This is a genomic window from Ramlibacter sp. G4-7 (genome assembly GCF_057784995.1).
The window spans coordinates 258,894-282,716 of sequence record NZ_JBYNTT010000004.1 but is presented as its reverse complement, the minus strand read 5'-3'; the positions used below and the strand labels follow the sequence as shown (position 1 = coordinate 282,716).

Annotated in this window: 22 protein-coding genes; 16 read left to right on the top strand and 6 right to left on the bottom strand. The window is 69.9% G+C overall.

Annotated features, from left to right (window positions below; all coding sequences use genetic code 11):
* The first annotated feature begins 69 nt into the window (after positions 1 to 69).
* Both AC3EGR_RS08035 and AC3EGR_RS08030 read left to right on the top strand, forming a co-directional pair.
* Positions 70 to 1,656: an MFS transporter gene (locus tag AC3EGR_RS08035; protein WP_488545924.1), complete on the top strand. Its 1,587-nt coding sequence runs from the start codon at positions 70 to 72 to the stop codon at positions 1,654 to 1,656.
* Positions 1,657 to 1,679: 23 nt separating this feature from the next.
* Entirely contained in the window at positions 1,680 to 2,243 is a 564-nt protein-coding gene (locus AC3EGR_RS08030) for a cytochrome b (protein ID WP_488545923.1), read from the top strand.
* Here AC3EGR_RS08030 and AC3EGR_RS08025 read toward each other — a convergent pair.
* Both AC3EGR_RS08025 and AC3EGR_RS08020 read right to left on the bottom strand, forming a co-directional pair.
* Complete coding sequence (locus AC3EGR_RS08025; protein ID WP_488545922.1) at positions 2,240 to 3,970, bottom strand: IlvD/Edd family dehydratase; 1,731 nt, start codon at positions 3,968 to 3,970, stop codon at positions 2,240 to 2,242. The genes AC3EGR_RS08030 and AC3EGR_RS08025 overlap by 4 nt on opposite strands.
* Positions 3,971 to 3,997: 27 nt before the next feature.
* Complete coding sequence (locus AC3EGR_RS08020; protein ID WP_488545921.1) at positions 3,998 to 4,978, bottom strand: tripartite tricarboxylate transporter substrate binding protein; 981 nt, start codon at positions 4,976 to 4,978, stop codon at positions 3,998 to 4,000.
* A gap of 125 nt (positions 4,979 to 5,103) precedes the next feature.
* On the opposite strand from AC3EGR_RS08020, the gene AC3EGR_RS08015 reads away from it, so the two are divergent.
* Entirely contained in the window at positions 5,104 to 6,036 is a 933-nt protein-coding gene (locus tag AC3EGR_RS08015; protein WP_488545920.1) for a dihydrodipicolinate synthase family protein, read from the top strand.
* Positions 6,037 to 6,114: 78 nt separating this feature from the next.
* Here the strand turns inward: AC3EGR_RS08015 and AC3EGR_RS08010 are convergent, their stop codons facing one another.
* Both AC3EGR_RS08010 and AC3EGR_RS08005 read right to left on the bottom strand, forming a co-directional pair.
* Positions 6,115 to 7,662 carry a UxaA family hydrolase gene (locus AC3EGR_RS08010; protein WP_488545919.1) on the bottom strand — a complete coding sequence of 516 codons (1,548 nt, stop codon included), beginning with the start codon at positions 7,660 to 7,662 and terminating at the stop codon, positions 6,115 to 6,117.
* 7 nt (positions 7,663 to 7,669) lie between these two features.
* Positions 7,670 to 8,638, bottom strand: coding sequence for a Bug family tripartite tricarboxylate transporter substrate binding protein (locus AC3EGR_RS08005; RefSeq protein WP_488545918.1), 969 nt, complete (start codon positions 8,636 to 8,638; stop codon positions 7,670 to 7,672).
* A gap of 111 nt (positions 8,639 to 8,749) precedes the next feature.
* On the opposite strand from AC3EGR_RS08005, the gene AC3EGR_RS08000 reads away from it, so the two are divergent.
* The 7 genes from AC3EGR_RS08000 (at position 8,750) to AC3EGR_RS07970 (ending at position 15,817) form a co-directional block, all read left to right on the top strand.
* Positions 8,750 to 9,631 (top strand): LysR substrate-binding domain-containing protein, encoded by an 882-nt coding sequence (locus AC3EGR_RS08000; protein ID WP_488545917.1) that lies wholly within the window; start codon positions 8,750 to 8,752, stop codon positions 9,629 to 9,631.
* Between the two features lie 115 nt (positions 9,632 to 9,746).
* Positions 9,747 to 10,976: a c-type cytochrome gene (locus AC3EGR_RS07995; RefSeq protein ID WP_488545916.1), complete on the top strand. Its 1,230-nt coding sequence runs from the start codon at positions 9,747 to 9,749 to the stop codon at positions 10,974 to 10,976.
* A gap of 137 nt (positions 10,977 to 11,113) precedes the next feature.
* Positions 11,114 to 11,926, top strand: coding sequence for an ABC transporter ATP-binding protein (locus AC3EGR_RS07990; RefSeq protein WP_488545915.1), 813 nt, complete (start codon positions 11,114 to 11,116; stop codon positions 11,924 to 11,926).
* Positions 11,926 to 12,642, top strand: coding sequence for an ABC transporter ATP-binding protein (locus tag AC3EGR_RS07985; protein ID WP_488545914.1), 717 nt, complete (start codon positions 11,926 to 11,928; stop codon positions 12,640 to 12,642). Before AC3EGR_RS07990 ends, AC3EGR_RS07985 begins: the two co-directional genes overlap by 1 nt.
* Before the next feature lie 4 nt (positions 12,643 to 12,646).
* Positions 12,647 to 13,519, top strand: coding sequence for a branched-chain amino acid ABC transporter permease (locus AC3EGR_RS07980; protein ID WP_488545913.1), 873 nt, complete (start codon positions 12,647 to 12,649; stop codon positions 13,517 to 13,519).
* Between the two features lie 2 nt (positions 13,520 to 13,521).
* Complete coding sequence (locus tag AC3EGR_RS07975) at positions 13,522 to 14,574, top strand: branched-chain amino acid ABC transporter permease (protein ID WP_488545912.1); 1,053 nt, start codon at positions 13,522 to 13,524, stop codon at positions 14,572 to 14,574.
* A 34-nt stretch (positions 14,575 to 14,608) separates the two neighbouring features.
* Positions 14,609 to 15,817, top strand: a complete 1,209-nt coding sequence (locus AC3EGR_RS07970) for an ABC transporter substrate-binding protein (RefSeq protein WP_488545911.1) — start codon at positions 14,609 to 14,611, stop codon at positions 15,815 to 15,817.
* Between the two features lie 4 nt (positions 15,818 to 15,821).
* Here the strand turns inward: AC3EGR_RS07970 and senA are convergent, their stop codons facing one another.
* Positions 15,822 to 17,012: a selenoneine synthase SenA gene (gene senA / locus AC3EGR_RS07965; RefSeq protein WP_488545910.1), complete on the bottom strand. Its 1,191-nt coding sequence runs from the start codon at positions 17,010 to 17,012 to the stop codon at positions 15,822 to 15,824.
* Positions 17,013 to 17,047: 35 nt separating this feature from the next.
* Here senA and senB point away from each other — a divergent pair, with 35 nt between their 5' ends.
* Both senB and selD read left to right on the top strand, forming a co-directional pair.
* Positions 17,048 to 18,046 carry a selenoneine biosynthesis selenosugar synthase SenB gene (gene senB / locus AC3EGR_RS07960; RefSeq protein ID WP_488545909.1) on the top strand — a complete coding sequence of 333 codons (999 nt, stop codon included), beginning with the start codon at positions 17,048 to 17,050 and terminating at the stop codon, positions 18,044 to 18,046.
* Positions 18,043 to 19,101 carry a selenide, water dikinase SelD gene (gene selD, locus AC3EGR_RS07955; protein WP_488545908.1) on the top strand — a complete coding sequence of 353 codons (1,059 nt, stop codon included), beginning with the start codon at positions 18,043 to 18,045 and terminating at the stop codon, positions 19,099 to 19,101. The genes senB and selD overlap by 4 nt, the downstream gene beginning before the upstream one ends.
* Positions 19,102 to 19,128: 27 nt before the next feature.
* Here the strand turns inward: selD and AC3EGR_RS07950 are convergent, their stop codons facing one another.
* Positions 19,129 to 19,926, bottom strand: a complete 798-nt coding sequence (locus AC3EGR_RS07950; RefSeq protein WP_488545907.1) for a crotonase/enoyl-CoA hydratase family protein — start codon at positions 19,924 to 19,926, stop codon at positions 19,129 to 19,131.
* Positions 19,927 to 20,138: 212 nt separating this feature from the next.
* Here AC3EGR_RS07950 and AC3EGR_RS07945 point away from each other — a divergent pair, with 212 nt between their 5' ends.
* From AC3EGR_RS07945 to AC3EGR_RS07930, 4 genes are all read left to right on the top strand, one after another.
* Positions 20,139 to 20,912, top strand: coding sequence for an ABC transporter ATP-binding protein (locus AC3EGR_RS07945; RefSeq protein ID WP_488545906.1), 774 nt, complete (start codon positions 20,139 to 20,141; stop codon positions 20,910 to 20,912).
* A gap of 2 nt (positions 20,913 to 20,914) precedes the next feature.
* Positions 20,915 to 21,622 carry an ABC transporter ATP-binding protein gene (locus tag AC3EGR_RS07940; protein ID WP_488545905.1) on the top strand — a complete coding sequence of 236 codons (708 nt, stop codon included), beginning with the start codon at positions 20,915 to 20,917 and terminating at the stop codon, positions 21,620 to 21,622.
* Positions 21,623 to 21,651: 29 nt separating this feature from the next.
* Positions 21,652 to 22,854 carry an ABC transporter substrate-binding protein gene (locus tag AC3EGR_RS07935; protein WP_488545904.1) on the top strand — a complete coding sequence of 401 codons (1,203 nt, stop codon included), beginning with the start codon at positions 21,652 to 21,654 and terminating at the stop codon, positions 22,852 to 22,854.
* Positions 22,855 to 22,915: 61 nt separating this feature from the next.
* Positions 22,916 to 23,800 (top strand): branched-chain amino acid ABC transporter permease, encoded by an 885-nt coding sequence (locus AC3EGR_RS07930; protein ID WP_488545903.1) that lies wholly within the window; start codon positions 22,916 to 22,918, stop codon positions 23,798 to 23,800.
* Positions 23,801 to 23,823 lie beyond the last annotated feature (23 nt).

Here is a 23,823-nt window from a genome sequence, read left to right as displayed (position 1 = left end):
AGGCCCCAGTATGTAGGAAGCCGCCGACCCCGTGCTGCAAGCCCGCGCGCACTCGCTTAGGATGGCCGGGTGAGCGATGACGAGGCGCCCCAGGCGGGCCACAGCGCGCCGGCGAGCGGACGCGACACCCCCTTGCTGAGCGAGGGCAGCCTGCCCTCCTCCACCACGGGCAGCGAGGATTCGGGCTTCGGGCCCGCCGTGGCGCCGCCCAGGCCGCCGGCGATCGAGCGCGCGACCTTCTTCGCGCTGTTCAGCGCCGTGATGCTGCCGATGTTCATGGGCGCCGTCGACCAGACGCTGCTGGTCACCGCCACGCCGCGCATCGCGGCGGAGCTGGGGGGCCTGGCGGACACCTCCTGGATCGCTGCCGGCTACCTTCTCGCCGCCACCATCGCCGCGCCCACGTACGGCCGGCTGGGCGACCGCTTCGGCCGGCGCAACGTGATGCTGGTGGCGCTCTCCATCTTCGTCCTGGGATCGCTGGCCTGCGCGCTGGCGCCCACCATGCAGCTGCTGATCGGCGCGCGCGTGCTGCAGGGACTCGGCGGCGGCGGCCTCATGGTGCTGTCGCAGGCGCTGATCGGCGAGCTCGTGCCGCCCTGGGAGCGGCCGCGCTACCAGGGCTACTTCGCCCTGGTGTTCACCACCTCCAGCGTCGGCGGCCCCCTGATCGGCGGCTTCGTCGTGCACCACTACGACTGGCGCTGGCTGTTCCTCGCCAACCTGCCGCTGGGCCTGCTGGCGTTCTGGCGCATGAGCCGGCTGCCGAAGCCGGAGCCGTCGGCCGCGCGCCATGCGCCTTACGACCCCGCCGGCTTCGTCCTGTTCGCGTTCTGCGCCGCCAGCGCCTTGCTGTGGTTCGGCCAGGTGGGACACCGCTTCGCGCTGCTGTCGGTCGCCAGCGCCGCGATCGCCGCCGCGGCGCTGGTGACCGGCTTCGTGCTCACGCGCCAGCAGCGGGGCCACCCGAACTCCTTCCTGCCGCTGGACATCCTGCGCCTGCCCGGCGTGCCCTGGATCTGCGCGTCGGTCATCGGCTTCGCCGGCACCATGTTCGCGCTGCTGTTCCTGCTGCCCATCTACCTGCAGGCGGCGCGGCATTCGAGCGCGCTGGATGCAGGCCTGCAGCTGCTGCCGCTGACCGCCGGGATCGTGGTGGGATCCACCCTGAACAGCCGGGTGAGCGCACGCACGGGCACCAGCGGCAAGCTGCCGCCCTGGGGCCTGGGTGCCGCGGCACTCGCCATCACCGCGCTGGCGGTGCTGCCGCCGATGCCGATGCTGATCACGGCAGCCGCAGCCGTGTGCGGCGTCGGCTTCGGCACCGTCATGCCGAGCTCGCAACTTGCCACGCAGATGCTCGCCGGCCGCGAGCGCCTGGGCGCAGCCGCGGCCCTGCTGTCCCTCACGCGGTCCACCGGCGCGACGCTGGGCACCGCCGCCTTCGGGGGGCTGGCCTTCGTGCTGCTGCAGCCGCCGGCGGGCGCCGCGAGCGGGGAGACGTTTTCGCTGCAGGGCATGGACCCGGCACGGGTGGAACATGCCTTCCACATCGTGTTCGGCATCCTCGCGGCCTTCGCCGCCGTCGCGGCCTTCGCGGCGGCACGCGCTCCCTGCATGGACCTGCGCAAGCACGCCGAGCAGGCGCGCCGATGAACCCCATCCCGAGGAATCCCCCGATGCACGCTTCCACGCCCTGGCGCTACTCCACGCCGGCCATCGCCCTGCACTGGCTGCTCGCGCTGCTCATCGCGTTCATGGCGGCGCTCGGGTGGTGGATGATGACCATCGAGCACGAGCCCGGCGGCCGCGCCTGGCTCGACCTGCACCAGTCCATCGGGCTGGTCGTCGCCGCGCTGGTCCTGCTGCGCCTGCTGTGGCGGCTCTCGCACCGTCCTGAGCCGCTCCCTGCGGGCGTACCGCCCTGGCAGGCCAGGCTGGCGCACGCGGTGCAGTGGCTGCTCTATGTCGCCATGGTGCTGCTGCCGGTGACGGGCGTCGTCGGTTCGCTCTACACGAAGGCGGGGCTGCACTTCTTCGGCCCGGCCATGCACGCGGGCATCACGCCCGTGCGCGAGACGGCCAAGCAGTTCTTCGGCTGGCACGAGACCCTGGTCTGGGCCATGGTCGTGCTGGTCGTGGTGCACGCGCTCGCCGGCCTCAAGCACCTGCTCGTCGACCGCGACCGCGTCTTCCACCGGATGTGGCCGGCGCGCCGCCAGCAGCAGCGCGCAGGCTCCTAGGTCCTGGGGATCCGGCCCTTGACCTCGGGCGCGGCCAGGAAGTCGAAGTCGACACCCTTGTCCGCCTGCGTCACCGTCTCCAGGAACAGCTTGCGGTAGCCGCGTGCGGCACGCGGCACCTGCACCGGTTGCTCCTGCGCGCGGCGGGCGATCTCCTGGTCGGACACCAGCAGGCTGATCTCCCGCCTGCTCACCGACAGCCGGATGCGGTCGCCGTTGCGCACCTGCGCGAAGGGCCCGCCGATGGCGGACTCCGGCGTGACGTGCAGCACGATGGTGCCGAAGGCCGTGCCGCTCATGCGGCCGTCCGAGATGCGCACCATGTCCTTGAGGCCCTGGCGCGCGAGCTTGCGCGGCAGCGGGATGTAGCCCGCCTCGGGCATGCCGGGTGCGCCCTTGGGGCCGATGTTCTTCAGCACGAGGATGTCCTCGGCCTTCACGTCCAGGTCCTCGCTGTCGATGCGTTCGGCCAGGTCCTGCAGCCCTTCGAACACGACGGCGCGGCCTTCGTGCTCCATCAGCTTGGGATCGGCGGCCGACTGCTTGATGATGGCGCCGCCCGGCGCGATGTTGCCGCGCAGGACCGCGATGCCGCCTTGCGGGTAGATCGGGTTGGCGAAGGGCCGCACGACGTCCTGCGGAAAAGGCGGGGCGGCGCGCTCCAGTTCCTCGCCGAGGGTGCGCCCCGTGACGGTCAGCGCATCCAGGTGCAGCAGCGGCTTGAGCTCGCGCAGCAGCGTGGCCATGCCGCCGGCCGCATCGAAGTGCTCCATGTAGTGCTGCCCGGACGGCTTCAGGTCCACCAGCACCGGCGTCTCGCGGCCCATGCGGTCCAGCGCCTCCAGGTCGACCTCGAAGCCCAGCCGCCCCGCGATCGCGGTGAGATGCACGATGGCGTTGGTGGAACCGCCGATCGCCAGCAGCACGCGCATGGCGTTCTCGAAGGCCTTCTCCGTGAGCACCTTGTCGACGGTGAGCCGGCTCTTCGCGATCTGCACCGCGACCGCGCCGGTGTGCTCGGCGACGCGCATGCGCCCGGAGGTCACGGCCGGCGGCGTGGCGCCGCCGGGCACGGTCATGCCCAGCGCCTCGGCCACGCAGGCCATGGTGCTGGCCGTGCCCATCACCGAGCAGGTGCCGACGCTGGGCACGAGCTGGTTGTTGACCGCCTCGATCTCCTGCTCGTCGATGTCCTCGGCGCGAAAGCGTGCCCAGTAGCGGCGGCAATCCGTGCAGGCGCCCACCGTCTCGCCCCGGTGCGAGCCGGTCAGCATGGAACCCGTGATCAGCTGGATCGCCGGCAGACCGGCGGAGGCAGCGCCCATCAGCTGCGCCGGCACCGTCTTGTCGCAGCCGCCGATCATCACCACCGCGTCCATCGGCTGGGCCCGCAGCATCTCCTCGGTGTCCATGGACATGAGGTTGCGCAGGTACATGCTCGTCGGCGCGGCGAAGCTCTCGCCGATCGAGATCGTCGGGAACTTCACCGGCAGTCCGCCGGCCAGCATGATCCCGCGCTGCACCGCCTCCAGCAGCTGCGGCATGTTGCCGTGGCAGGGGTTGTAGCCGCTGCCCGTGTCGGTGATGCCGATCACGGGGCGGTCCAGCGCGTGGTCGGTGAGCCCCGCGCCCTTGATGAAGGCCTTGCGCAGGAACAGCGAGAAGCCGGCGTCACCGTAGTTGGTGAGGCCCTTGCGCATGCCGGTGGGGTCGTCTGCCTTGGTCATATCGTCATTTCATTGCGTCCCGGGACGCTATTCGTCGGCCTTCACGCCGGTCTCGTCGATCACCCTGGACCACTTGGCCACCTCGGCCTTCAGCCGGCCGGAGGCTTCCGCCGGCGTCTGCGGCGGCAGCGCATACACGCCTTGCTGCAGGAACTGCTCCTTGGCCGCGGGGTCCTGCATGATCTTGCCGATCTCCGCGTTCAGTTTCGCCAGCACGTCGGCCGGCACGCCCGCGGGCGCCATCACGCCGAAGGTGGACACGACGTCGAAGTCCTTCCAGCCGGACTCGTTCACGGTGGGGACGTCGGGCAGCATGGAGATGCGCTGCGGCGTGGTGACGGCCAGGGCGCGCAGCTTGCCCGCCTTGATCTGCTGCAGCGCGGCCGGCACGGTTTCGGCGGCCATCAGCACCTGGCCACCGACCAGGTCGGTCATGGCCGGGCCGCTGCCCTTGTACGGCACGTGGATCATGTCGGCGCCGCTCTGCACGCGGAACATCTCCACCGCCATGCGCTGCGGCGCGCCGGCGCCGGAGGAGGCATAGGTCAGCTTCTTCGGGTTGGCCTTGGCGAAGCTCACCAGTTGCTGGAAGCTCGTGGCCGGCACGGAGGGATGCACCACGAAGACCAGCGGCACGTAGCCGACCACCTGGACGGCGGTCAGGTCCTTCTGCAGGTCGTAGGCGATGCGCCCGCGCTCCAGCTTGGCCATCGTCGAGTGCGAGGTCATCGCCGCCATCAGCAGGGTATAGCCGTCGGGCTTGGCCTTGGCCACGATGTCCGCGCCGATGTTGCCGCCGGCACCGCCCCGGTTGTCGACCACCACCTGCTGCCCCAGGGCCGTGGACAGGCGCTGGGCCACGATGCGGCCGATCACGTCGGTCGCGCCGCCGGGCGGGTACGGCACCACCAGCTTGATCGGGTGCTCGGGCCAGGCAGCCAGCGCGGCGGCGGGCAGCAGCGCGGCGAAGAGGGCGGCCAGCAGGCTGCGGCGGAAGATGCGGGGCATGGTGTCTCCTGATTGTGCTCGGAACGAGCCAGGGGAGAGTGTGCGCAGGTGCGCCCCCCGGGGAACGCTGTTGCGCTATCTTCTGACGCAAAATACTTTGCGGTCCCGCCCCGCAGAATCCCGACATGACCGCATCCACTCCCCGCATCCAGGGCGTCCTCTCGCCCGTCCTGACGCCTTTCAACGCCGACTACACGCCCGATGCCGACCGCTTCATCCGGCATTGCCGCTGGCTGCTCGAGCAGGAGGTGGGGCTGGCGATCTTCGGCACCAATTCCGAGGCGAACTCGATGTCGGTGGCGGAAAAGCGCAAGCTCTTCGACACGCTGCTGGAAGCGGGCATCCCGCCGGCGCGCCTGATGCCGGGCACGGGCTGCTGCGCGATCCCCGACTCCATCGAGCTCACGAAGCGGGCGGTGCAGGCCGGCGTGGGCGGCGTGCTGATGCTGCCGCCCTTCTACTACAAGGGCGTGAGCGACGAAGGCCTGTACCGCAACTTCGCCAGCATCATCGACGGCGTGGCCGACGAGCGCCTGCGCATCTACCTGTACCACATCCCGCCGGTGTCGAGCACGCCGATCTCCCGCGGCCTGGTCGCGCGCCTGCTGAAGTCCTACCCCGGCATCGTGGCCGGCATGAAGGACAGCTCCGGCGACTGGAACAACACCCGGGCCATGATCGAGGAGTTCGGGCCGCAGGGCTTCGACGTCTTCGCGGGCAGCGAGAGCTTCCTGCTGGCCGACCTGCGCGCGGGCGGCCCGGGTTGCATCACGGCGACGGCCAACGTGAACCCGACGGCGATCGTGCGCCTGTACAAGACCTGGAAGCAGGCCGACGCCGACCAGCAGCAGAAGGACCTGGACGCGACCCGCGCCGCCTTCGCGCAGTTCCCGCTGATCCCGGCGATGAAGGCCGCGATCGCCTGGAAGACCGGCCGCAAGGACTGGGCGCACGTGCGCCCGCCCCTGGTGGACCTGGACGCCGCGCAGCAGCAGACGCTGCAGGCCTCGCTGGACAAGGTGGGGTTCACGATGCCGAACGCGGGCAAGCTGGCCTGAGCGATCGGGCAAGTGAAAAAGCCCGGCGCTGCCGGGCTTTCTTGTTTTTGCCGCGGGTCGAGCCCGCGATGGCATCGGTCAGCTCACCACGCCGATGTTCCACGGCACGAACTCGTGGTCACCCAGCCCGAGCAGTTCGCTCTTGCTGCGCTCGCCCGAGGCGATCCTGAGGGTCAGGCGGAAGATGTCCTCGGCGCTGTCGGCCATGGTCTTGGTGCCGTCCAGGATCTCGCCGCAGTTGTAGTCCATGTCTTCCCTGAGGCGGCTGTACATCGGCGTGTTGGTCGCCAGCTTGATCGAGGGCACCGGCTTGGCGCCGAACATGGAGCCGCGGCCGGTCGTGAACAGGATCATGTTGGCGCCGCCGGCGATCTGGCCGGTGGCGGAACACGGGTCGAAGCCGGGCGTGTCCATGAACACGAAGCCGTTCTGCCGCACCGGCTCCGCGTAGCGGTAGACCTCCATCAGGCCGGTCGTGCCGCCCTTCATGGAAGAACCCAGCGACTTCTCGAAGATGTTGGCCAGGCCGCCCACGTTGTTGCCGGGGCTGACCGCGCCGTTGATCTGCACGTCGCGGCCGGGGGAGTACTCCTCCTTCCACCAGCGGATGCGGTTGATCAGCTTTTCGCCCACCTCGCGGCTGACGGCGCGGCGCGTGAGCGTGTGCTCCACGCCGTAGATCTCCGGCGTCTCCGAAAGGATCGCGGTGCCGCCGTGGCGCACCAGGATGTCCATCGCCGCGCCCAGCGCGGGATTGGCGGTGATCGAGGAGAAGCCGTCGGAGCCGCCGCACTGCAGCCCGACCTTCAGGTGCCTGGCCGACACGGGCTCGCGCACCACGTCGTTGGCGCGCGGCAGCATCTTCTTGACGGCTTCCACCGCGGCCTCGATGGTCTTGCGCGTGCCGCCGCTTTCCTGCATCACGAAGGTCTGCAGCCGCGGGTTGGCCTCCAGCTTCTCCTGCGCCAGCAGGCCGGAGATCTGGTTGCGCTCGCAGCCCAGGCCGATGATCAGCACGCCGGCGAAGTTGGGGTGCTTGGCGTAGCCGCCGAGCGTGCGGCGCAGCAGGTCCATGGGCTCGCCGCTCATCTCCATGCCGCAGCCGAGGCCGTGCGACAGGGCGACCACGCCGTCGATGTTGCCGAAGGCGGCCAGGCGCTCCTCGGTGAACCACTCCGCCACCTTGTGCACCACCGTCGCCGAGCAGTTCACGGTGGACAGGATGCCGACGTAGTTGCGCGTGCCGACCTGGCCGTCCGGGCGCACGTAACCCATGAAGGTGGCCTGCTCCTTTTCGGGCAGCACCGGCGTGGGCACATAGTCGCGGCCGTAGGCGTAGTCGCGGTCGAACTCCCGGAAAGTCACGTTGTGCGAGTGCACGTAGGTGCCCGGCGCGATGTCCACCGCCGCGAAGCCGATGCACACGTTGTACTTCAGGATCGCTTCACCGGCCTTGATGGGGCGCGCGGCGATCTTGTGGCCGGCGGGCACCTGGCTGCGGCTGTTGAAGCCTTCGCTGGGCACGGCCGTCCCGATGCCCACTTCCGTGCGCGCCACCACGACGTTGTCGTTGGGGTGCAGGCGGATGATGGGTCCGTGGACCTTCTTGGCGGAGAGTTCGATCATGGGGGTCTCAATCGGCGCGGATGTGGGCGGACTGGATCAGCTTGGCCATGCGTGGCACCTGCGCCTTCATCAGGTCGCTGAACTGCTGGCTGCTGCTGGCCACGATGGTGAAGCCCTGCTCCTCCACCTTGGCGGACAGCTCCCTGGACTTGAGGGCGGCAACGGCTTCGGTCTCCAGCTTCTTCACCACGTCGGCCGGCGTGCCGGCCGGAGCGAACAGGCCGTACCAGGTCAGCACCTCGAAGTCGGGCAGCTTCGCCGATTCGGCGATCGTGGGCACGTCCGGGAAGGCGGGATGGCGCTTGAGGCTGGTGACCGCGATGGCGCGCAGCTTGCCGGACTGGATGTACGGCGTCACGGCCGGCACGTTGGAGAACAGAACGGGCACCTGGCCGCCGACGGCGTCGGTCAGCGCGGGCGCCTCGCCCTTGTACGGGATGTGCGTGATGTCCAGGCCCAGCCCCGTCTTGAACAGCTCGCCCGCCACGTGTTGCGGGCCGCCGGCCCCGGCCGAGGCGTAGGCCAGGCCGCCCTTCTTCGCCAGCGCGATCAGTTCCTGCATGTTCTTCGCCGGTACGCTGGGGTGCACGGCCAGGATCATGGGCATGGACACCAGCATCGAGATCGGCGTGAAGTCCTTGACCGGATCGAACTGCAGCTTCGGGTAGATGGCCGGCGCCACCAGCATGGTGGACTGCGAGCCGAGGAAGATGGTGTAGCCGTCGGCGGGCGACTTGGCGACGTAGGTCGCGGCGATGGTGCCGGTGGCGCCGGGCTTGTTGTCCACGACGAAGGACTGGCCCGTCTGGATGCCCATCTGGTTGCCCACCAGGCGCGCGATGATGTCCGCGCCGCCGCCGGCGGCGAAGCCCACGGCGACCTTGACGGGCTTGTCGGGGAAACCGGCGGCCCGCACGGGCAGGGTGGCTGTGGCGAGCGCGGCGGCGGCGGCACCCAGGGCGGTGCGGCGGGTCATGGTCATGCTTTGTTCTCCCGGGACTTGTCGAAACGTCGCATCTTGGACCGGTCGGCCTCCGGCGACCACGGGCTGGCGCCACATTCAATCGATAATGAAGTTTTGTTCCGGATGGACACGCAGTTCCTGCAAAGCTTCGTGATGGTGGTCGACAGCGGTTCCATGGCGGAGGCCGCGCGCCGCCTGGACCTGACGCCGGCGGCGGTCGCCGCGCGCGTGAAGTCGCTCGAGGAGGCGATGGGGACCACGCTGGTGCGGCGTGCCGGGCGGACGGTCAAGGCCACCGAGGCCGGCTTGCGCATCCTGGCCCATGCGCGCGGCGTGCTGCGCGACGTGCGCAACCTGCAGGCGCTGGCCAACGACGACGCGCCGCTGGGCGAATGGCGCCTGGGCGTCTCCGCGTCCTCGCTCACGGGCCTGCTGCCGCCGCTGCTGCGCGGCCTGTACCGCAAGCACCCCAAGCTCGCCGTCTACATGGAGCCCGGCAACTCCGGCCAGCTGTACCAGCGCGTCACGGCCGGGGTGCTGGATGCGGCCATCATCGTCGAGCCGCAGTTCACCCTGCCCAAGTCCTGCGGCTGGGAGGTGCTGGCCGAAGAGCCGCTGTGCGTGATCGCTCCGCGCGCCCTGGCCGGCCGTGACCCGCTGGACCTGCTCGCGAGCGAGCCCCTGATCCGCTACGACCGCAGCATGTGGGGCGGCCGCATGGCCGACGCCTGGCTGCGCGACCACCAGATCCAGCCGCAGGAGCGCATCGAGATCGACGCGCTCAACGCGATTGCCGTGTTCGTCGACCAGGGTCTCGGCGTCGCGCTGATCCCCGACTGGACGCCGCCCTGGCCCGAGGGCCTCGACGTCGTGCGCATCCCCTTGCCGCCGCCGGTGCCCGTGCGGCGCATGGGCCTGGTGTGGAGCGAGGGACCCAAGGCCTCGCTCGCGGCCGCGCTCCTGCAGGAAGCGCGGCAGGGCCGCGGCGGCGCCGCGCGCGCCTGATCCGCCCCGGTCGTCCGGGCCGGCACGGACCTTTCTGCGCGACCCTGGGCACGTTTGCGCGGGTCGTGGCGTCCAAGCCATCACCGCACCTTCGCGGATGGTTTCGGGAGATGTCATGCGTGCTCGCGCCCTGCCCTTGGTCCCCATCGCCTTGCTGCCGGCCGTGCTGGCCGCCGCGGCCGCCCTCGCCCTCGCCAGCTGCGGCGGCGGTGGCGGAGGCGGCGGCGGCGGTGCCATCCGGACGCTGGAGTCCGACGCGGGACGCGCGATCTTCCGCAACGACACCTTCGGCGACGAGATCTTCTGGACCGACCAGTTGCGCATGCACGAAGTGATCGAGCAAGGGGTCTCGCCCCGCACCGCGCTGTCCGTCGGGCTCAAGGTCGACGCCGATGCCCTGCCGCAGTCCGTGAAGGACGGCATCGCCAACGGTTCGGTGAACCTGGATAGCCCCGCCACCACCGTCGCACTCATCAAGCTGGGCGCCGTGGTCGGCATCCAGGGCCAGGTCGACACCGTCGCCGGCGTCGACCGGCTGGCGCGCGTGGGCGTCACCTGCGCCTTGTGCCACTCCACGGTGGACAACAGCTTTGCGAGCGGCATCGGCAAGCGCCTGGATGCCTGGCCCAACCGCGACCTCAACCCGGGCGCGATCATCGCGCTGTCGCCCGCGCTCACCGCGGCGCAGAAGGCGGTGTACACGTCCTGGGGCAAGGGCAAGTACGACCCGCGCTTCAACATCGACGGCCTGAACAAGCCGTCGGTGATCCCGCCCGCCTACGGCCTGGCCGACGTGCACAAGATCACCTTCACCGGCGACGGCGACGACCTCGCCTACTGGAACCGCTACGTGGCGGTCACGCAGATGGGCGGCCAGGGCACCTTCAGCGATCCACGGCTGCCGCTGACCGTCACCCACGGCACGCAGGACCTCGTCTCCGCCAAGCTGCCCGCGCTGCAGGCGTACCAGCTCTCGATCCCGGCGCCGACGCCGCCTGCGGGCTCCTTCGACCCGACCGCGGCCTTGCGCGGCGCGGCACTGTTCGCGGGCAAGGCGCGTTGCGCGTCCTGCCACAGCGGCGCGCAGTTCACCGATGCGAACACCCGGCTGCACCCGCCGTCCGACTCCATGGCCGAGCCCGAGGTGCCCAGCCATGCGGCACGCTCCGCCACGAAGCTGTACCGCACCACGCCACTGCGCGGGGTGTGGCAGCACCCGCCCTACTTCCACGACGGCAACGCCGCGACGCTGGAGCAGGTCGTCACGATCTATGACACACGCATGGGACTGGGCCTCACGCCCCTGGAGATCGCCGACGTCGCGCAGTACCTGAAGTCGCTGTAGGGCCTGCGCGGCAGGGAACCGGGCCTGCGGCCGCGGCCGGCATCGCATGGGCGACACGGCTGCGGGAAAACACCATGCGGGGGCGGTGGCGTTGCGTGGAAGCATGCAAACTTCCTTCGCAAGGCCGAGGTCAGCCAGTGCAGGTCTCCCCGGAAACGCGCACGCCCCAGACCCAGGACGCCGACGGTGCGCTGCTGTCGGTGCGCGACCTGTGCGTGCGCTTCCGCGGCATCACCGCCCTCGACGGCGTGTCCTTCGACGTGCGCCGCGGCGACATCGCCGGCCTGATCGGCCCCAATGGCGCCGGCAAGACCACGCTCTTCAACTGCCTCTCGCGCCTGTACGGCTACGCGGAAGGCTCCATCCGCTTCGACGGCCAGCCGCTGGAGAACGTGCCGGCGCACCGCATCGCAGGCCTGGGCATAGGGCGCACCTTCCAGAACCTGGCGCTCTTCGCCAGCATGACCGTGCTGGACAACATCAAGGTGGGCCGGCACGCGCGCACCCGCAAGGGCTTCCTCGCCAATGCCTTGCGCCTGCCCGGCGTGGCCGGCGAGGAAGACGACAGCACGCGCCGCGCCGAGGACCTGGTGCGCTTCCTCGGCCTGGAGCAGGTGGCGGACAAACGCGTGTCTGAGCTGCCGTTCGGCACGCGCAAGCGGGTGGAACTGGGCCGCGCGCTCGCGAGCCAACCCAAGCTGCTGCTGCTCGACGAACCGGCCGCCGGCCTCAACCACGAGGAGGTCGGCTCGCTGGGCACCCTGGTTCGCGCGATCCGCGACCAGTTCCACCTGACGGTCCTGCTGGTGGAACACCACATGGGGCTGGTGATGAGCGTGTCGGACCGCGTGGTCGCGCTCAACTTCGGCCGCAAGATCGCCGAGGGCAGCCCCGCGGAGGTCCGCCAGGACGCGGGTGTTGTCCAGGCCTACCTGGGGACGGACAGCTGATGGCCGGCCCCCTGCTCGAAGTTCGCGGTCTGCGCGCGGGCTACGGGCCCACGGAGGTGCTGCACGGCCTGGACTTCGCGATCCGCCAGGGCAGCATCACCGCGCTGCTCGGCGCCAACGGCGCCGGCAAGACCACCACCTTGCGCGCGCTGTGCGGCATGGTGCGCACCAGCGGCGAGGTGTTCTTCGACGGCCAGCGCATCACGGGCAAGTCCACCGAGGACATCGTGCGGCTGGGCGTGGCCCACGTGCCGGACGGGCGCGGCACCTTCACCGATCTCACGACCGAGGAAAACCTGCGCCTGGGCGCCTATGCGCGGCGCGACCGCGGCACGCTGTTCGAGGACTACGACCGCATGTACCGCCTGTTCCCCATCCTCAAGGAGCGCCGCCACCAGCAGGCCGGCACGCTCTCGGGCGGGCAGCAGCAGATGCTGGCCGTGGCCCGCGCGCTCATGCTGCGGCCCCGGCTGCTGCTGCTCGACGAGCCTTCCTTCGGGCTCGCGCCGCTGGTGGTCAAGGAGATCTTCCAGGTGATGCACGAGATCAACCGCAGCCAGCAGGTCACCATCCTGCTGGTGGAGCAGAACGCGGCCATGGCGCTGCGCCTGGCGGACCATGCCCACCTGCTGGAGACGGGCCGCATCGTGCGCTCCGGCGCCAGCCCGGCCCTGATGAACGACGACGCGGTGCGCCGCGCTTACCTCGGTTACTGAGCGCATGGAAGCCTTCCTGCACCAGGTGATCGCGGGCCTTGCCACCGGGGGCATCTACGCCAGCCTGGCGCTGGCGCTGGTGATGATCCACAACGCCACGCGGCTGGTGAACTTCGCGCAGGGCGAGATGGCGATGTTCGCCACCTACCTGTGCTGGACGATGATCCAGGCGGGCTGGCCGTACTGGGCTGCCTTCGCCGCCACCGTGGTGCTGTCCTTCGTGCTGGGCGCGGCGATCGAGCGCATCGTCATCCGGCCGGTGGAGCGCGCGCCGGTGCTGACGACGGTGGTCGTGTTCATCGGGCTGCTGCTGATCCTCAACAGCGTCGCCGGCTGGATCTTCAGCTACACGATCAAGTCCTTCCCCAGCCCCTTTCCGAGCGCCCCGCCCTTCGGCTTGCACCTGGTGTCCTCGCACGAGCTGGGCGCCATCAGCGTGACCCTGGTCGTGCTGCTGCTGGTGTTCCTCTTCTTCCGCTACACGCCCCTGGGCCTGGCGATGCGCGCGGCGGCGCAGAACCCGGACTCCAGCCACCTCGTGGGCATCCGCGTGGGCTGGATGCTGGCGCTGGGCTGGGGCCTGGCCGCCGCGATCGGCGCGACGGCGGGAATGATGGTCGCGCCCATCGTCTTCCTGGAGCCGAACATGATGACCGGCGTGCTGCTCTACGCCTTCGCGGCGGCGCTGCTGGGCGGCATCGACAGCCCCGGGGGCGCGGTGGTCGGCGGCTTCATCGTGGGCGTGCTGGAGAACATCGTGGGCGCCTACCTGATCGGCACCGAGCTCAAGCTCACGGTCGCCCTGGTGCTGATCGTCGGCGTGCTGGTGGTCAAGCCCGCGGGCCTGTTCGGCCGCGTCATCGTGCACCGGGTCTGACCATGGAAGCCGTCACCGCCAGCGACCTCGCCCCGGTCGCACCCGCGCAGGCCTCCGGCGGCGTGCGCGGCTGGTCGCGCGGCTGGGTCGCAGCCGTCCTTGTGCTGGTGCTGGCGGCCTGCGTGCTGCCCTTCGTGTCCAGCAACTACCGCGTCTTCCAGTACACGATGGTGCTGATCTACGCGATCGCCCTGCTCGGGCTGAACATCCTCACCGGCTACAGCGGCCAGATCTCGCTGGGCCACGGCGCCTTCTACGCGATCGGTGCCTACGCCACCGCGGTGCTGATGGACAAGTTCGGCGTGCCCTACTGGCTGTGCATCCCCGTCGCCGGCGCCGTGTGCCTGCTGGTGGGCTTCCTGTTCGGGCTGCCGGCCTTGCGGCTGGAAGGCGTGTACCTGGCGCTGGCCACCTTCGCGCTGGGCGTGGCGCTGCCGCAGCTGCTGAAATACAAGCACCTGGAGCAATGGACCGGTGGCGTGCAAGGCATCATCCTCACCAAGCCCGAGCCGCCTCTCGCATCGCTGTTCGGCCTGCAGCTCAATGCCGACCGCTGGCTGTTCTTCTTCACCCTGGCGGTCGCGGTGGTGATGTTCGCGGTCGCCTGGAACCTCCTGCGCGGCCGCGTGGGGCGCGCGCTCATCGCCATCCGCGACCAGCCCATCGCCGCGGCGACCATGGGCATCGACAACAGCCTCTACAAGTCGCTCGCCTTCGGCGTGAGTGCCATGTTCACCGGCGTGGCCGGGGGGCTGGGCGCGATCGCCGTCGCCTTCGTCGCGCCCGACAGCTTCACCATCTTCCTGTCGATCTCGCTGCTGGTGGGCATGGTGGTGGGCGGGCTCGCCTCGATCACCGGCGCGCTCTGGGGCGCGCTGTTCATCCAGTTCGTGCCCAACCTGGCGGACCAGGTCTCCAAGGCGGCGCCGTCGGCCATCTACGGCGCGCTGATGATCTTCTTCATGTACGTGATGCCCACGGGCATCGCCGGAGCGTTGCGCCTGGCGTGGCTGCGCGTGAAGCGCGGCTCGCGCCGGGATTCCACGGCGGGATGATTCGCCGTACTCCCTCCCTGAAAGGACGACAACCATGGCCATCCGAAACCGCATCGCGTGGGCCGCGCTGGGACTGGCGCTCGCGGCAGGCCCCGGCCTCGCGCAGCAGAAGCAGTACGGTCCGGGCGCGAGCGACACCGAGATCAAGGTCGGCAACACCATCCCCTACTCCGGGCCGGCCTCGGCCTACGGGATCATCGGCAAGGTGGAGGCCGCGTACTTCAAGATGCTCAACGAAGCCGGCGGCGTCAACGGCCGCAAGATCAACTACATCAGCGTCGACGACGGCTACAGCCCGCCCAAGGCCGTGGAGATGATCCGCAAGCTGGTGGAGCAGGACGAGGTGCTGTTCACGATCAGCACTCTGGGCACGCCCTCGAATTCGGCGATCCACAAGTACATGAACCAGAAGAAGGTGCCGCACCTCTTCGTGGCCACGGGCGCGTCCAAGTGGAACGACCCCAAGGACTTCCCCTGGACCATGGGCTTCAACCCCAACTACCAGAGCGAAGGCCGCCTGTACGCGCAGGACATCCTGCGCAGCCACCCGAATGCGAAGATCGCCGTGCTGTACCAGAACGACGACTACGGCAAGGACTACCTCAAGGGCTTCACCGAGGGCCTGGGCGACAAGGCCAAGACCATGATCGTGAAGACCGCCACCTACGAGGTGACGGATCCGACGGTCGACTCGCAGATCGTGACGCTGCAGGGCTCCGGCGCCGACGTTTTCTTCAACATCACCACGCCCAAATTCGCCGCGCAGGCGATCCGCAAGGTCGCCGACGTCGGCTGGAAGCCCGTGCACTACCTCAACCAGGTCTCCGCCAGCGTCGGCTCCGTGCTCAAGCCCGCCGGCCTGGACAAGTCCGTCGGCCTCATCTCCATGCAGTACATCAAGGACCCGACCGACCCCAAGTGGGCCAACGACCCGGCCATGAAGGACTACTTCGCCTTCATGAAGAAGTACCTGCCCGGCGAAGACCCCATGGACGGCAGCGCCACCTACGGCCTCGCCGTCGCGCAGCTCACCGTGCAGATGCTCAAGCAGTGCGGCAACAACCTCACGCGCGAGAACGTCATGAAGCAGGCGGCGTCGCTGAACTTCCAGATCCCGATGGCGCTGCCCGGCGTGATGGCGCAGACGACGGCGGCCGACTTCGCGCCCTTCCAGACCATGCAGCTGGTGAAGTTCGACGGCAAGACCTGGCAGGGGTTCGGGGAGCCGGTGGCGGTGAAGTGATGGCCTAGTCCATCCGCACCGTCCGGAACCCCGCGACGACGTCCCGCCGCTGCGGCTCGAAGAAATTGCGATAACGCACGTGCGAGAGCACCGGCGCCGTGGCCGGCGAGGCGCCGCGCAACACGCGCCGCGTGCCGAACCAGGGACGCGAATAGTCCTGGTAAGGGTGCGGCGCGAAGCCGGGATAGGGCTCGAAGCGGCTCGCGGTCCATTCCCACACCTGCCCCCAGCGGAAGCCCGCGACCGTGAGCGCCGCGCACTCCCACTCCGCCTCGCTGGGCAGCCGGCGGCCCGTCCAGCGGCACCACGCATCGGCTTCGTGGGCATTGAGGTGCATCGCCACCTCTTCCTCGCCCAGGGCCTGCCACGCGCCCTGCCGGAACTGCTCCCAGCCGGCCGCGCTGCGGCGCAGGCCCGCGGGTCGCGGCGCGCGCAACTGCGCGCGCCAGGCGCCGCCTTCCGCCGTCCACCACTGCGCGTCCTCGTAGCCGCCGGCCTCCACGAAGGGCAGGAAGGCCCCCCAGCTCACCGGCTCCGCGTCGATGGCGAAAGGCGCGACCTCCACCGCATGGGCGGGCAGTTCGTTGTCGAACGCGAAGCCCCCCGGGTCCGCGCCCAGGGTGAAGGCCCCGCCCGCCACCTTCAGCTCGCCACTGTGGGCGACGACGGGCGCGGGCCCGTCCTCGCGCAGCGGGATGCCCAGCGCGCGGCCCATGTAGACGGCGGCCTCGGCGTGCATCTGCTCGTGCAGCGCGCACAGCCGGAAGAAGTAGAGCGCGTCGGCGTCGGCGTCCCCCGGCAGCGCATCGAGCTCGCGCAGGGAAGCCTCCAGCGTGCGCTGCAGGTAGTCGGCCGTCCCGTGGGCGTCCGGCAGGGCCAGCTCCCAGCGCCTGCGGTGCGCGACCCGGCCCGAGTCGTACCAGCCGTCGGCCGAGGGCAGCAGCGAAGGCAGCCGCGCGACGGCGGGATCGGCCCGCGCGCCCAGCGCCCGCTGCGGGTTGCGCCCTATCCACCATTCCTGGAACCAGGCGATGTGGCCGAGCTCCCACAGCGGCGGGTTCACTTCCTCGGCATACGGGAGGTGCGGACGCGGCCCGAGGGCGGCGCGGAAGTCCTCCGCCAGGCGCAGCGTGCGCTCGCGCGCGGCGAGCAGCGCGGCGCGCACCACCGGCGCGGCGCCTTCACGCAAAGCCACTGCGTCCGCCGCCCCAGGCGCGCTATAAACCGGCGATGTCCCGTTCCCCATCGGTGGTGATCGTAAGCCCCGCGCTGGCCGACGCCAACAACGGCAACTGGCGCACCGCACGGCGCTGGCAGGAACTGCTGGCCGGCAGCCACGCCGTGCGGATCACCAAGGAATGGCCCGATGCGCAGGCGCAGGGCGACGGCGTGATGCTGGCCCTGCACGCGCGGCGCTCGGCAGCCGCGGTCGCGGCGTGGGCGGCGGCGCACCCGGGACGGGGACTGGCCGTGGTGCTGACCGGGACGGACCTCTACCAGGACATCGCCGTCGACGCGTCCGCCCGGCGCTCGCTGGAACTGGCGCAACGGCTGGTGGTGCTGCAGGAATGCGGACCCGAGGCCCTGCCGGGCGAACACCGCGCCAAGGCGCGCGTGATCTACCAGTCCACCCCGGCACTCGCTCCCCTGCCCAAACCCGACGGTCCGCTGCAGGCGGTCATGGTGGGGCACCTTCGGGCCGTCAAGGCGCCCGAGGTGCTGTGGGCGGCGGCGCGGGCGCTGGCAGGCGGCGACGCTATCCGGATTGCCCACATCGGCGACGGCGCGGCGGAGCCCGCGCTGGCACGGCAGGCCCGCGCCACGGCTCATGCCTGTCCGGGCTATGCGTGGCTGGGCGCCCTGCCGCACGAGGAGACGCTGGCGCGCATCCGTGCGGCCCACGTGCTGGTGCACACCAGCGCGCTCGAAGGCGGCGCCCACGTCGTGATGGAAGCCGTGCGCTGCGGCACGCCCGTGCTGGCGAGCCGGGTGGCGGGCAACGTCGGCATGCTGGGCGCCGGCTACGCCGGCTACTTCCCGCCCGGCGACGGCGCGGCCCTGGCGCAGCTGCTGCTCGCCTGCCGCCACGGGCAGGTGGCGGATAACCCCGCGCAAGGCCTGCTCGCGCGCCTGGCCGCACAATGCGCGCTGCGCGCCCCGCTGTTCGATGCGGGCGCCGAGCGCGCCGCGCTCCTGGCCCTGCTGCAAGAACTGGAAGTCCCCGCATGAACACCACCCCCGCTGCCGAACCCCGCCTCACCTCGCTGTCGCATGGCGGCGGCTGCGGCTGCAAGATCGCGCCCGGCGTGCTGTCCGAGATCCTCAAGGGCACGGCGCGGCTGCCGGTCCCGCCGGAGCTGCTGGTGGGCATCGAGACCGCCGACGACGCCGCCGTGTACAAGCTCAACGAGGAGCAGGCGCTGATCGCGACGACGGACTTCTTCATGCCCATCGTCGACGATCCCTACGACTTCGGCCGCATCGCCGCCACCAACGCCATCTCCGACGTGTACGCGATGGGCGGCAAGCCGATCATGGCGCTGGCGCTGGTCGGGATGCCGATCAACGTCCTGAGCACGAAGACGATCGCCCGCATCCTGGAAGGCGGCGAGTCCGTGTGCAAGGCCGCGGGCATCCCGATCGCCGGCGGCCACACGATCGACTCGGTGGAGCCGATCTACGGCCTGGTGGCGCTGGGCCTTGTGCACCCGCAGCGCGTCAAGCGCAACGCCGACGCGCGCGCCGGCGACGTGCTGGTGCTGGGCAAGCCGCTGGGCGTCGGCGTGCTGTCGGCGGCGCTGAAGAAGGAAAAGCTCGATCCCGCGGGCTACGAACGCATGATCGCGACCACCACGCGCCTGAACACCCCCGGCCCCGAGCTCGCCGAGCTCCCGGGCGTGCACGCACTGACCGACGTCACCGGCTTCGGCCTGGCCGGCCATGCGCTGGAACTGGCCCGCGGCGCCAAGCTGTCGCTCACCATCGACTGGAAGAAGGTGCCGGTGCTCGAAGGCGTGCGGCAGCTGGCGGAGTCCGGCTACGTGACCGGCGCTTCGGCACGGAACTGGGCCGGGTATGGCGCGGACGTGGCGCTGCCGGCGGGGTTCGCGGATGCCGACCAGGCCCTGCTCAGCGACCCGCAGACCAGCGGCGGCCTGCTGGTGTCCTGCACGCCGGAGAGCGTCGAGCAGGTGCTGGAGGTGTTCCGCCGGCATGGGTTCGGGCAGGCGGCGGTGATCGGCCAAGCGCAGGCGCAGGGGGCGGCCCGGCTCAACGTGCGTTGACGCCCTGCGCGCGCGGTGGATCACGCGTCACCCAAACCGCGCCGCCCGGTTCTCCAGCGCCGCAGTCACCGCCTCGCGCTGGTTCGGACTCCCGATCAGCCGCTGCTGCTCGAAGGCCTCCGCCAGCAGCACGCGGGCGGCATCCACCGGCGACGCCGTGTTGAACAGGCGCTTGGCGGCACGCACCGCGTCCGGATTGCTGCCCGCCACCTGCCGCGCCACGCGGCGCGCTTCTTCCAGCGGATCCTCGCTCACCCGCGTGGCCAGGCCCAGCGCCACGGCCTCGCTGCCGGCCACGACCCGGCCGGTATAGGTCAGCTCGCGCGCCACGTCGCCGCGCACGAGTTCGGTCAGCAGCACGCAACCGGCCATGTCCGGCACCAGCCCCCACCTGATTTCCATGACCGCCAGCTGCGCCTGCGGGTGCACGATGCGCACGTCCGCGCCCAGCGCGATCTGCAGGCCGCCGCCGAAGGCCACGCCTTGCACCGCGGCGATGACCGGCACGGGCAGTTCGCGCCAGCCCCAGGCCACCTGCTGCCAGAAGTTGGCCAGGCCATGCGTGCGGGGCACCAGGTCACCGACGCCTTCGCCACCGCCGGCGATGCCCTGCAGGCTGGACTTGTCCAGCCCGGCGCAGAACGCCCGGCCTTCGCCATGCAGCACGACCGCGCGCACCGAGGCGTCCGCACGGACTTGCGCGATGGCGCCGATCAGGGCCTCGAACATCGCGCGGTCCAGCGCGTTCATCTTGTCGCCGCGCACCATCGCCACCTCGGCGACGCCGTGCGCGTCCACGCTGACCCTGACCCGCTGTTCGCCCATCGTCGTCTCCTGTCGCGGCCAGCCTGCATTCTGCGCGAAGGTCAGGCTTCTGACAGCTTGCCCGGCCGCAGCGAACCGCGCCGCGGCGGGCAGTGCACGCAGAACTACCTAGGGCTTTCCCCCCTTTCTGCGGTGTAGCACGCCCACCACCATTGCGCCTTCGACGGGACCGCTGGCGCGGCCCCCGCTACGCCACGCCGGAGGATCGCTACTTGTCCGCTGAGACCATCCTGGAAACCCAGGGCCTGACCAAGGAGTTCAAGGGCTTCGTCGCCGTGAACAACGTGGATCTGCGCGTCCGGCGCGGCGACATCCATGCGCTGATCGGCCCCAACGGCGCCGGCAAGACGACCTTCTTCAACCTGCTGACCAAGTTCCTGCCCCCGACGCGCGGCAAGATCACGTACAACGGCACCGACATCACCAACGAGCGTCCGGCGCAGACGGCGCGCCGCGGCATCGTGCGCTCCTTCCAGATCTCGGCCGTGTTCCCGCACCTGACGGCGATGGAGAACGTGCGCGCGGCGCTGCAGCGCAACCTGGGCACCTCCTTCCACTTCTGGAAGCCGGAGCGCTCGCTGTACCACCTGCACGGCCGGGCGCTGGAGTTGCTGCACGCGGTGGACCTGCAGGACTTCGCCGACGAGCTCACCGTCAACCTGCCGTACGGCCGCAAGCGCGCGCTGGAGCTCGCCACCACGATGGCGCTGGAGCCGGACCTGATGCTGCTCGACGAGCCGACCCAGGGCATGGGCCACGAGGACGTGCACCGGGTGACGCAACTGATCAAGAAGGTCTCCCAGGGCCGCACCATACTCATGGTCGAGCACAACATGAACGTGGTGTCCTCCATCGCCGACCGCATCACCGTGCTGCAGCGCGGCGCCGTGATCGCCGACGGCCCGTATGCGGAAGTCTCGAAGAACGCGCAGGTGATCGAGGCCTACATGGGCTCCGCGGACACCCAGCTGCAGGGAGCGCACTGAGCATGGCCGCCACCGAACTGCTGCGCATCGAGAACCTGCACGCCTGGTACGGCGAATCGCACGTGCTGCACGGCGTGAACATGAGCGTCAACGAGGGCGAGGTGGTCTCGCTGCTCGGACGCAACGGCGCCGGCCGCACCACCACCATGCGTGCAATCGTGGGCCTGACGGGCCGCCGCACCGGCTCCATCCGCATCCGCGGCCAGGAGGCGATCGCGCTGCCGCCGCACCGGGTGGCCAGGCTGGGCGTGGGCTACTGCCCGGAGGAGCGCGGCATCTTCGCCAGCCTCTCGGCCGAAGAGAACCTGCTGCTGCCGCCCGCCATCGCCCAGGGCGGCATGAGCGTGGACGAGATCTACGCCATGTTCCCCAACCTGCAGGAACGCGCCGCGAGCCCCGGCACGCGCCTGTCCGGCGGCGAGCAGCAGATGCTGGCCGTCGCGCGCATCCTGCGCACCGGCGCGCGCCTGCTGCTGCTGGACGAGATCTCCGAGGGCCTCGCCCCGGTGATCGTGCAGAAGCTTGCGGATACCATCCGCACGCTCAAGGCCAAGGGCTACACCATCGTGCTGGTGGAGCAGAACTTCCGTTTTGCCGCACCGCTGGCCGACCGCTTCTACGTCATGGAGCACGGCAAGATCGTGCGTGACTTCGCGCAGGCCCAGCTGCAGGAAAACATGGGCATGCTCCAGGAATACCTGGGCGTCTGACAACATCCGCTTTCACCAAGGAGACCGCAATGAAAATGAAGACTCTCTCGGCCGCACTCGCCCTCGGCTTCGCCGCCGGCGGCGCCCTCGCCCAGGCCCAGACCGGCCCGGTGCGCATCGGCTTCATCACCGACATGTCCAGCCTCTACGCGGACATCGACGGTCCCGCCGGCGCCGAGATGATCAAGTGGGCCATCGAGGACTTCGGCGGCAAGGTCCTGAACCGCCCGGTCGAGTTGCTCACCGCCGACCACCAGAACAAGGCCGACGTCGCCGCTTCCAAGGCGCGCGAGTGGATCGACAGCCAGAACCTGGCCATGCTGATCGGCGGCACCAGCTCCGGCACCAACCTGGCCATGGCCGGCGTGACCAAGGAGAAGAAGCGTCCCTTCATCACCATCGGCGCCGGCTCCTCCCGCCTGACCAACGAGGACTGCTCGCCCTACACCGTGCACTATGCGTATGACACCGTGGCCCTGGCCAAGGTGGGCGGCAGCGCGCTGGTCAAGGCGGGCGCCAAGAAGTGGTACTTCCTGACCGCGGACTACGCCTTCGGCCACTCGCTGGAAGCCGACGCCAGCAAGGTCGTGAAGGAGAACGGCGGCACGGTGGTGGGCGCGGTGCGCCACCCGCTCAACGCCTCCGATTTCTCGTCCTTCCTGCTGCAGGCCCAGGGCTCCAAGGCCGACATCCTGGCCCTGGCCAACGCCGGCGGCGACACCATCAACGCCATGAAGGCCGCCAAGGAGTTCGGCATCACCAAGTCGATGAAGGTCGCCGGCCTGCTGGTGTTCATCAACGACGTGCACTCGGTCGGCCTGGCCAATGCCGAGGGCCTGCAGCTGGCGGACAGCTGGTACTGGAACCAGGACGACGAGTCGCGCAAGTTCGCCAAGCGCTTCTTCGACAAGTACAAGCGCATGCCCTCGTCGCTGCAGGCCGCCGACTACTCCGCCATGACCAGCTACCTGAAGGCAGTGCAGAAGATCGGCACGACCGACGCCGACAAGGTGATGGCCGAACTGAAGTCGATGAAGTACAACGACTTCTACCAGAAGAACGGCCACGTCCGCGCCGACGGCCGCATGATGCACGACATGTACCTGTTCCAGGTCAAGAGCGCCAAGGACTCCACCACGCCCTGGGACTACTACAAGCTCGTGGCCAAGGTGCCGGGCGAGCAGGCCTTCACGACGGTGGCCGAGTCGAAGTGCTCGCTGCTGAAGAAGTAAGAGCATCGAGGTGAAAAGCAGCCGGCCCGCGGCCGGCTGCACCTTCTGATTGGATCCGCCCTTGGAAATCTTCGGCATTCCCCACCAGGCCTTCCTCGGCCAGCTGATGCTGGGGCTGGTAAACGGCGCCTTCTACGCGATGCTCAGTCTCGGGCTGGCCGTGATCTTCGGCCTGCTGGACATCGTGAACTTCGCGCACGGTGCGCTGTACATGGTCGGCGCCTTCGCGGCGTGGATCATGCTGGACAAGTGGGGCGTGAACTACTGGTGGGCGCTGATCCTGGCGCCCCTGATCGTCGGCGCGCTGGGCGTCGTGATCGAGAAACTGTTCCTCAAGAGGCTGTACGGGCTGGACCCCCTGTACGGGCTGCTGCTCACGTTCGGACTCGCCCTGATCCTCGAAGGCGTCTTCCGCAAGCAGTACGGCGTCTCCGGCCAATCCTATTCGGTGCCCGAGATGCTCTCGGGCGCGACCAACCTCGGTTTCATGATCCTGCCGAACTACCGTGCCTGGGTGGTGGTGGCTTCGATCACCGTGTGCCTGGCCACCTGGTTCCTGATCGAGCGCACCCGGCTGGGCGCGTACCTGCGCGCCGGCACCGAGAACGCCAAGCTGGTGCAGGCCTTCGGCGTCAACGTGCCGCTGATGGTGACGCTGACCTATGGCGCCGGTGCCGCCCTCGCGGGCCTCGCCGGCGTGCTCGCCGCGCCCGTCATCCAGGTCACGCCGCTGATGGGCTCCAACCTGATCATCGTGGTGTTCGCCGTCGTCGTGATCGGCGGCATGGGCTCGATCCTCGGCTCGGTCATCACCGGCCTGCTCCTCGGCATCGTGGAGGGCTTCACCCGCGTGTTCTACCCCGAGGCCTCGAACATCGTCGTGTTCGTCATCATGGCGATCGTGCTGATGGTCCGCCCCGCCGGCCTGTTCGGGAAGGAAGCCTGATGTCCACACCCTCTTCTTCCATC

Bases quoted from the DNA above. Each gene is read 5' to 3' on its own strand.
- AC3EGR_RS08030 (WP_488545923.1), top strand. From the start codon at position 1,680: ATGCACGCTTCCACGCCCTGGCGCTACTCCACGCCGGCCATCGCCCTG.
- AC3EGR_RS08025 (WP_488545922.1), bottom strand. From the start codon at position 3,970: ATGACCAAGGCAGACGACCCCACCGGCATGCGCAAGGGCCTCACCAAC.
- AC3EGR_RS08020 (WP_488545921.1), bottom strand. From the start codon at position 4,978: ATGCCCCGCATCTTCCGCCGCAGCCTGCTGGCCGCCCTCTTCGCCGCG.
- AC3EGR_RS08015 (WP_488545920.1), top strand. From the start codon at position 5,104: ATGACCGCATCCACTCCCCGCATCCAGGGCGTCCTCTCGCCCGTCCTG.
- AC3EGR_RS08010 (WP_488545919.1), bottom strand. From the start codon at position 7,662: ATGATCGAACTCTCCGCCAAGAAGGTCCACGGACCCATCATCCGCCTG.
- AC3EGR_RS08005 (WP_488545918.1), bottom strand. From the start codon at position 8,638: ATGACCCGCCGCACCGCCCTGGGTGCCGCCGCCGCCGCGCTCGCCACA.
- AC3EGR_RS08000 (WP_488545917.1), top strand. From the start codon at position 8,750: ATGGACACGCAGTTCCTGCAAAGCTTCGTGATGGTGGTCGACAGCGGT.
- AC3EGR_RS07995 (WP_488545916.1), top strand. From the start codon at position 9,747: ATGCGTGCTCGCGCCCTGCCCTTGGTCCCCATCGCCTTGCTGCCGGCC.
- AC3EGR_RS07985 (WP_488545914.1), top strand. From the start codon at position 11,926: ATGGCCGGCCCCCTGCTCGAAGTTCGCGGTCTGCGCGCGGGCTACGGG.
- AC3EGR_RS07980 (WP_488545913.1), top strand. From the start codon at position 12,647: ATGGAAGCCTTCCTGCACCAGGTGATCGCGGGCCTTGCCACCGGGGGC.
- AC3EGR_RS07975 (WP_488545912.1), top strand. From the start codon at position 13,522: ATGGAAGCCGTCACCGCCAGCGACCTCGCCCCGGTCGCACCCGCGCAG.
- AC3EGR_RS07970 (WP_488545911.1), top strand. From the start codon at position 14,609: ATGGCCATCCGAAACCGCATCGCGTGGGCCGCGCTGGGACTGGCGCTC.
- senB (WP_488545909.1), top strand. From the start codon at position 17,048: ATGTCCCGTTCCCCATCGGTGGTGATCGTAAGCCCCGCGCTGGCCGAC.
- selD (WP_488545908.1), top strand. From the start codon at position 18,043: ATGAACACCACCCCCGCTGCCGAACCCCGCCTCACCTCGCTGTCGCAT.
- AC3EGR_RS07950 (WP_488545907.1), bottom strand. From the start codon at position 19,926: ATGGGCGAACAGCGGGTCAGGGTCAGCGTGGACGCGCACGGCGTCGCC.
- AC3EGR_RS07940 (WP_488545905.1), top strand. From the start codon at position 20,915: ATGGCCGCCACCGAACTGCTGCGCATCGAGAACCTGCACGCCTGGTAC.
- AC3EGR_RS07935 (WP_488545904.1), top strand. From the start codon at position 21,652: ATGAAAATGAAGACTCTCTCGGCCGCACTCGCCCTCGGCTTCGCCGCC.